Source organism: Pseudomonas meliae (assembly GCF_001400515.1).
Classification (GTDB): Bacteria; Pseudomonadota; Gammaproteobacteria; order Pseudomonadales; family Pseudomonadaceae; genus Aquipseudomonas; species Aquipseudomonas amygdali.
In genome coordinates this window covers 1-8,079 of sequence record NZ_LJQT01000084.1, presented here as the reverse complement: position 1 = coordinate 8,079, position 8,079 = coordinate 1, and the positions used below count along the sequence as shown (strand labels likewise).

The following is an 8,079-nucleotide window of genomic DNA, read 5'->3' as shown; positions in this document are numbered from 1 at the left end:
TTTTGTCTACACCCTCCTAATGTCTCTCGATGTTAATGTACCGGTGTCACATGCTCGTTTCCGCCCTTGAACGCCCCAATCCTGAAGATGCACAACTCCTTGCGGAGGTAGAGCAGACGATTACTTCAGGTGTGGGTGCGTTGCGCTTCAGCCGTGTGCTTGAGCGACGCTACCAGGCGGAAACCAGGCCACAGCGGCGCGAATTTCTGACGGCGGTGGAGATTGGTGGCAGCCTGATCTACAACCTGTTTCTGATCAGTGACTGGTTGATTCTGCGGGATGTATTTGTCTATGTGGCGCTGGGGCGTCTGTGCCTGATCACGCCGATGTTTATTGTGCTGTTAGTGCTGGCGCAACGCTTTTCCACTCGCTGGGCAATGGAAACGACAGCTGCGACCGCGACGGTACTGTGCTCGCTCATGCCCATGCTGGTGATGATTCACAGCCAGAGCCCGTATCAAATCTTTTATCAACTGGGCATGCTGTTGATCATGGCCTATTGCACCATGATCCAGCAATTGCCCCTGCGCCATGCAGCCGCCGCGATGTCATGCATGCTGATCATCCAGTTGGTGACAACCTACATTGCCAATTTCGCGGACTTTGTGATCTGGCAGGCCAATGCAGTGCTGTTCGTCTCCACGGTAGCGCTGCTGTTAATGGCTTCGTATTTTCTGGAGCGCGCCAGCCGCATGAGCTATCTGTTCGCGCTTCGCGGACGCCTGCTGCAAGTGCAGTTGATGGAGTTCGCACGCACCGATGGTTTGACCCGCCTGTTCAATCGACGCTATCAGGACGAAGTGATGACCTCGGTCTGGGAAAGCGCGCGTAAAACACCGGCGGACGTGACCATCATCCTGCTGGACATCGATCACTTCAAATCCTACAACGACAACTATGGACACCCACAAGGCGATACCTGCCTCAAGTTGCTCTGTCAGAAAATCCAGCAAAGCGCGCATGAAAATGGAGCCGTGGCGTTTCGTTTTGGCGGTGAAGAGGTTCTGGTTCTGATGAATGGCGATGCCGGACAGGCCAGAGAAATGGCCGACGCCCTGCAGGCCGCTGTCGCGGCGCTCAAGTTGCCGCACCCGGTGCTGGGCGAAAGCGCGTTCGTTACTGTAAGCCTGGGGGTAGCGTGTGCAACCGCGCCGCAGACCTTTACCCCACATCCAGGCCGCTTTAAGCTCGTCGCGCAAACCAAGGCCAGGAGCCAGCGCATGAGCGTTCACATTGATGTCAATAACAACCCTACAGAAGAAGATCGCCTGGCGATTCTGGAACCACTGAAGCGCTTTAACGCCGAGCAAGCGGGTGACGGCGAGTCAGAGAAAGTGGCGATGTTCATTCGCGATGATCAGACCCGGGAAATTCTCGGTGGCCTGCACGCACGCATTCTTTATCAATGGTTGTTCATCGAGTTGCTGGTGGTGCCGGAGCAAACCCGGGGGCAAGGCATGGGCTCGCGTTTGATGCAGATGGCTGAGGATCTTGCGGTCGAGAAAGGCTGTGCAGGGATCTGGCTGGATACCTTCGACTTCCAGGCTCCGGATTTCTATCGCCGCCACGGTTACACCGAGTTCGGGCAGATTGACGACTATCCGCCCGGCAGCAAGCGCTTCTTTTTCCAGAAGCGCCTGCCGGTATCAGCGTCCTGACGCTTGCGTCAGACCTTGAACTTGCCTACCAGGTTGTTGAAGGAAATCGCCAGACGAGACAGCTCCTGACTTGAAGCGCTGGTCTGGTGAGCGCCAGCAGCGGTCTGGGTGGAGAGGTCCTGAATGTTGATCAGGTTGCGATCCACCTCGCGCGCAACGTGCGACTGCTCTTCGGACGCGGTAGCAATCAGCATGTTGCGATCGTTGATTTCGGCAATGCTCTGCGCAATGCGCTCCAGCGACTGGCCGGTGGCCTGAGCCAGGGATTGAGTATTGCTGGCGAGGGTACGGCTGTTACCCATGGCTCGCACAGCCTGATCGGCACTGGCCTGCACGCTGCCTATCATGGTTTCGATTTCACCTGTGGACGCCTGAGTACGAGCGGCAAGCGCACGTACTTCGTCGGCCACCACGGCAAAGCCGCGGCCCTGTTCACCGGCGCGCGCAGCCTCGATGGCGGCGTTGAGGGCCAGCAGGTTGGTCTGTTCGGCGATACCACGAATCACGTCCAGCACCTGACCAATCTCACGAACCCGCCCGGCAAGCTCTTCAACCATTGAGGTGGAGCTGCTGATCTCGGCGCTGACGTTATTGATCGCACTGACCGCATCACGCGCCTGATCACGCCCGGTAGCCGCTTCGGTACTGGTCCGCTTTGAGGCGTCAGAGGTAGACATGGCGTTACGCGCCACTTCTTCGACCGCAGCGGTCATTTCGGTGACCGCCGTGGCAGCCAATTGAATCTCGTCGTTCTGTCGCGTCAGGCCACGGCTGCCTTCTTCGGTAACGGCATTGAGTTCTTCAGCAGCCGAAGCAAGCTGATCGGCAGCGCTGGAGATCTGTCCGATGGTGCTCTTCAGGCTGTTCTGCATATCACTGAGCGCAGTAAGCATCAGGCCTGCTTCATCACGGTGAGTGCTGACGATCGGCTGGGTCAAATCGCCACCGGCAATGCGCTGCGCACTGACAAGGGCAGAGGAAATGGGCGAACTGATCACACGACTGATAAACAGTGCCAAAAGGAAAGCAGCCACGAAGGCAATGCCGATACCCATATACAGATTGAGATTGGCCGATGATTCTGTTTTTCCAGCGGCGATTGCACCTTCGCCTATCTGACGGTTGTTGGAGCCGACTATGATGTTCAGCTCACCCATCACGGTCAGATAGGCCTTGCGAACGTCGCCTTCGACCAGCGCCCTCGCGGCTGCAACGTCTCCGGAAAAGGCAACAGCCGCAGCCCGATCGACCAGCGTCTGATAGACGGGCCAGTCCTTGTCCATCTGATCACCTGCAGCGCGCTCGTCATCTTCAAGCGGTGTCGCACGATAGGTCGCGTAAGCTTTTTCTGCTTCTGCGCGATTGTTTTTCATGCTGGCGAGAACTTCATCCTTCGCGCTTTGCGACGCATCGCTGGCGGCGACCGAAAGCAAGCGATACAAATCACGATTCTGCTCGACAACATTGATGGTGGCCTCGTTGGTTTTCGACACCGACACCAGGTTGTTGGAGAACGCAAGTTTCAGGTTGCTGGCAAGCTCACCGATCCCCCGGCTGGCAACCATCCCCACCGCGAGGGTGATAACCGCGCAGAGTGCAAATGAGATAAACAGCTTGGTGGAAAGCTTGGCGTTGTAGAACCAGTTCATGGAGAAATCTCTAGTTTTAACAGCTGGCTGAGGCTGGGCTGCGGTGCTCGAGGACCGGCAGCTTCAGGCTCTGTATAAAGCGTCTATCGGCAGCATCAAGCACCACTGAAGTGACATTCATCCGATTGGCCGCCAAGGGCTCAGGGCTAATGGCTAATGGCTAATGGCGCAATGCTTTGAAACAGGCTGAAGGTAACGGCCCAGCGGTGTAACAAGAACTTTCCGCACTGACTGCGTTAGTATTTCCCGCCTACGATCAGTCAGAGCCATGAATCAGGATGTCGTCTTCGCCCGCCGAAAAACGTCCATTACCGTCCATCCTTGCCGGTCCGCTGTTACGCCGCCAGGAAGCCGGCCGCCTGGTACTGTGGCTGGTGGGCTCGCGCCCGCTCAAGCTGATACTGCGTCTGCGTCATGGCGTTGAGAATGCAGCAGATGACTTCAACGACCATTCACTGACCGATCAGCAATGCCAGATCGTCGCGGTAGGTCGCCACGCATTCATTCATCTGATCGACCTGCAACTGGAGGCCGAGCGCCCCTGGACACCTGGATCGATTACGACCTGTTGGTAGATGGCGAACCGGGCGGTATCGCCGAGTGGGCGCCGCACCTGCTGTACGACGGTGCCCGTTATCCGAATTTCGTGGTGCGCAGCAGCATTGATCAGCTCTTGCATGGCTCGTGTCGCAAGCCACATCACAGCGCGGCCGAGGGTCTGCTCTGCGTGGATCGCCTGTTGGCCGACAACCAGGACCCGTTGCAACGCCCTGCGCTGTTGATGATGAGCGGCGATCAGATCTACGCCGACGATGTCGCCGGGCCGATGCTGCGCGCCATTCATGTGCTGATCGAACGGCTGGGGTTGTTCGATGAGCAACTCGACGGTGCTGTTGTCGACGACAGCACCAGCCTTTATGCGCACCCGGCCAGCTATTACCAGCGTGCCGACCTGCTACCCGCCCTGAAAAGCAACGACACGCTGCGTGAGCGGTTCTTTGGTGGCACCAGCAAGCCGGTATTTACCAGCAGCACTGCGGATAACCATTTGGTCACTCTGGCGGAAGTGGTGGCGATGTACCTGCTGGTCTGGTCACCCACGCCCTGGACCCTGATCGAGCCAGGCAAGCCACATCTGGAAGCCGACGAAGTCAAGCGTTATGCCAGAGAGCAGCAACTGGTCGAGGATTTCACTGCGGGGCTTGAGGGCGTGGCGCGTGCGATGGCTCACCTGCCGTGCATGATGATTTTTGACGACCATGACATCACCGATGACTGGAACCTGTCGGCAAACTGGGAAGAAACCGCGTACGGCCATCCCTTCTCGAAACGCATCATCGGCAATGCCCTGCTCGCCTATCTGCTCTGCCAGGGCTGGGGTAACAATCCCGACGCACTCAACGACCTGGTCCGGCAGGTACATGAACTGAGTGCAGCGGCTGTGCGCAAGGATAACTGGCTGGACAGCACGGCCCAAGACGCGCTGATCGATCAGTTGCTGAAGTTTCAACAGTGGCATTACGTTCTGCCGACCAGCCCGGCGCTGGTGGTACTGGATACGCGCACCCGACGCTGGCGCAGTGAATCGAATTTCAATCACCCGTCCGGCCTGCTGGACTGGGAAGCGCTCAGTGAACTGCAACAGGAGCTGATCGACCATAAATCGGCGATTATCGTGTCACCTGCCCCCGTGTTCGGCGTCAAGTTGATTGAGGCGATACAGCGTGTCTTCAGTTGGTGCGGCTACCCGTTGCTGGTCGATGCGGAAAACTGGATGGCGCATCGTGGCGCAGCCAACGTCATTCTGAACATCTTTCGCCATTCCAGAACCCCGGGCAATTACGTGATCCTCTCGGGTGATGTGCATTACTCGTTCGTCTACGAAATCCTGATCCGTCAGCGCAGTGGCGGGCCTCACATCTGGCAAATCACCAGCAGTGGCATCAAGAATGAATTCCCCCGTCGTCTGCTGGACACTTTTGATCGGCTGAATCGCTGGTTATACTCCCCCCGCTCACCTCTTAACTGGTTCACCAAGCGCCGCCTTATGAAGGTTGTTCCGCGCATGCCCGAGCACAGCAAGGCCGGTGAACGCTTATGGAACTCGGCAGGTGTCGGTCAGGTAATGTTCAATGAACAGGGCCAGCCGACCCTGATCAACCAACTCAATGCCAACGGTGACGCGCCTACCTGTTTCGTCGAACCGCAAGACTCCAGAGACGAGCGGTCTGACACAGATCGCGGTTTTCTGGAAAGTAACCGGGAAACAAGGGATAGTCACCGCTAAACTTATCGGCAATTGCCGGGTCGATAGTTGCTACCGGTCAGGTTTGCGGCACACCCTGGCAAGCATTATTTCCTGGAGAGCGCCCCCGTGATAACCAATCAACGCATAGCCAGACTCAACGCTTGGGGCGCGCATGGCTTCACCGCCACCGGCGTCGTCCTTGCGTTCCTGGCTACCATTGCCTTGTTCAACAACGAACCCAAAGCCTGCCTGCTGTGGCTGGGCGCTGCCCTGATCGTGGATGGCGTAGACGGCTCACTGGCTCGCAAGGTCAATACCACATCGGTACTGCCGCACTTCGATGGCTCGGTGCTGGACCTGGTCATAGACTATCTGACCTACGTGTTCATTCCGGCACTGTTCATCTATCGCTACATACCGGTGCCGGATTACACGTTGCTGCTCAGCGTATCGGTGATTCTGGTGTCGTCGCTGTTCTGCTTCTGCAACGTCGACATGAAAAGCAAGGACAACTACTTTCAGGGCTTTCCCGCGGCATGGAACGTAGTTGCCCTGTGCCTTTACATTCTGTCGCCCGCGCCGTGGCTGACGTTTATCACCATTATCGCCCTGGCATTGCTGACCCTGACGCGCATGAAGTTTCTGCACCCGTTCCGTGTGCGTCGTTTCATGCCGATCAACATCGCAGTCACCACCGTGTGGTTGTTGTCCAGCGCGCTGCTGATCATCAACCACCCGCACAACGGCCCTGTGGTCATGGGGCTGTGGCTGGCGATGTCGGCGTATTTTCTCGGAATTTGTGTCTGGAGAACGTCGCTGGAGTGGCTGGGCCGGCTTAAAGCCTGACGCCGAGGCCAGAACAAAAAGCTCGCNNCGGGCATTGCGCGGTCAGCGAGCTTTTTTATGCGCGCCCTATTTGCTCTCGGCCTGCACCTCGGTAGCAGGCGGGATTTTGCCGAAGTAATGCGTCGTAAAGCAGCACAACCCCAACCCGCCCAAGGCCAGCAGGCCGCCGACAATACCGACATTGGCAACCCCGAGATGGCTGCTGACCACGCTGCCGAGCAGCGCACCGCCACCAATACCGATATTGAAGATGCCCGAGAACAGCGCCATTGCCACATCGGTCGCATCCGGTGCCAGCGAGAGCACACGCGCTTGCAAGGTCAGCCCGAAGCACATGATCGCCATGCCCCAGATAATGGTCAGCGTGCCGAGCGCTGTCGCATCGCCGGAGAGTGGCAATAGCATGAGCAGGCAAACGGTCAGCGTGCCAATGGCGGTGATCAATAGCCCGTTAGGGAAGCGGTCGCTGAACAGGCTGAAGATGATCGAGCCCATGATTCCTGCACCGCCAAAGACCAGCAGCAGAATCGTGGTCATTTCGCCGCTGAGTCGGGACACAGTCTGGGTGAACGGCTCGATATAGCTGTAGGCGGTGAAATGAGCGGTCACCACAATCGCGGTCAGCAGGTAGATCGCCATTAACCGTGGGCGTTTGAACAGGATCGGCAGGCTGCGCAACGAGCCGGAGTTCTGGCTGGGCAGCAAAGGCAGCGCGCGAGCCAACAGGAAGACTACCAGCGCAGCGATGCCGGCGATGCCCAGAAAGGTAGTCCGCCAGCCCAGGGCTTCACCCAGCACGCGACCCAGCGGAATACCCAGCACCATCGCCAGCGATGTACCGGTCGCCAGCAGGCCAAGCGCCTGAACCTGCTTGCCGGGCGGTGCGATGCGCACGGCCAGCGACGCCGTGACCGACCAGAACACCGCATGTGCAAAGGCGATACCGACCCGACTCACCAGCAGGATTGCGAAGCTGGGGGAGATTGCGGAGAGTACATGGCTGACCACAAACAGTCCGAACACGAACATCAGCAACTTGCGGCGCTCGATGTTGCGCGTCGCCAGCATCATCGGCAACGACATCAGCGACACAACCCAGGCATAGATCGTGAGCATCAGCCCGACCTGGGCGGGGGTCATCTCGAAGCTCTGGCCGATGTTACTCAGCAGACCTATCGGCACGAACTCGGTGGTATTGAAAATGAAGGCCGCCAAGGCCAGCGCGAATACGCCAAGCCAGCTACCTGCTTGCTCGTTTGGAGGTGAAGTTATCAAGAGTCGCAACGCCCTGAAAATGTTCCGACCCGAAGGACGATCGCCACGCATGAACATGCACGCCTGACACCTGTATGGAAAACCGCGGCTCGCCCCCCACTGAAAAACCAACGCAAAAACGCTCCGCTCGACCTTCAGAATCGGGCGCAGTGTGCAAAGTGGATTATTGTGGATATGGGGAGTGAAGCCAGATGACACGAATTCTACGGACCGCCAGAGTGGATCACAACCCGTACAGTCATGACAGACTTTACAAATGACCGCCGGTCGTCAGCCGTCAAGGAAGCGCTGGCGGTTCTCGGGCGACGGCAACAGACAGTGATCATAGCGCCCGAACAGGCGATATCGGTTGAGCGCGATACGGTTGTAGGCCCAGTCCCTTAGAGGGCGTAGACAAAATAAA

At 57.8% G+C, this 8,079-nt stretch carries 4 protein-coding genes and 4 pseudogenes; 4 read left to right on the top strand and 4 right to left on the bottom strand.

The genetic code is table 11. The annotated features are described in order from the left end of the window. Window positions 1-50 precede the first annotated feature (50 nt). Window positions 51-1,154, top strand: a pseudogene (locus ALO64_RS03930) (diguanylate cyclase domain-containing protein); the annotation flags it as partial. Window positions 1,155-1,220: 66 nt separating this feature from the next. Further along, window positions 1,221-1,658, top strand: coding sequence for a GNAT family N-acetyltransferase (locus tag ALO64_RS03925; protein WP_005734637.1), 438 nt, complete (start codon window positions 1,221-1,223; stop codon window positions 1,656-1,658). An 8-nt stretch (window positions 1,659-1,666) separates the two neighbouring features. Here the strand turns inward: ALO64_RS03925 and ALO64_RS26740 are convergent, their stop codons facing one another. Next, complete coding sequence (locus ALO64_RS26740) at window positions 1,667-2,530, bottom strand: methyl-accepting chemotaxis protein (RefSeq protein WP_404940561.1); 864 nt, start codon at window positions 2,528-2,530, stop codon at window positions 1,667-1,669. After that, window positions 2,525-3,307, bottom strand: a pseudogene (locus tag ALO64_RS26735) (MCP four helix bundle domain-containing protein); the annotation flags it as partial. The pseudogene ALO64_RS26735 and the gene ALO64_RS26740, both read right to left, overlap by 6 nt. A 278-nt stretch (window positions 3,308-3,585) precedes the next feature. Between ALO64_RS26735 and ALO64_RS03915 the strand changes: the two are divergent. Further along, window positions 3,586-5,594 (top strand): annotated as a pseudogene (locus tag ALO64_RS03915) (alkaline phosphatase D family protein). Window positions 5,595-5,681: 87 nt separating this feature from the next. Continuing rightward, on the top strand, window positions 5,682-6,401 hold the full coding sequence (gene pcsA / locus ALO64_RS03910; protein WP_002552093.1) for a phosphatidylcholine synthase: 720 nt from the start codon (window positions 5,682-5,684) through the stop codon (window positions 6,399-6,401). Window positions 6,402-6,467: 66 nt separating this feature from the next. Here pcsA and ALO64_RS03905 read toward each other — a convergent pair whose 3' ends face one another. Together ALO64_RS03905 and ALO64_RS26130 are read right to left on the bottom strand one after the other, a co-directional pair. Continuing rightward, entirely contained in the window at window positions 6,468-7,676 is a 1,209-nt protein-coding gene (locus ALO64_RS03905; RefSeq protein WP_031596642.1) for a sugar transporter, read from the bottom strand. Between the two features lie 270 nt (window positions 7,677-7,946). Next, window positions 7,947-8,079: pseudogene (locus ALO64_RS26130) on the bottom strand (thiol-disulfide oxidoreductase); the annotation flags it as partial.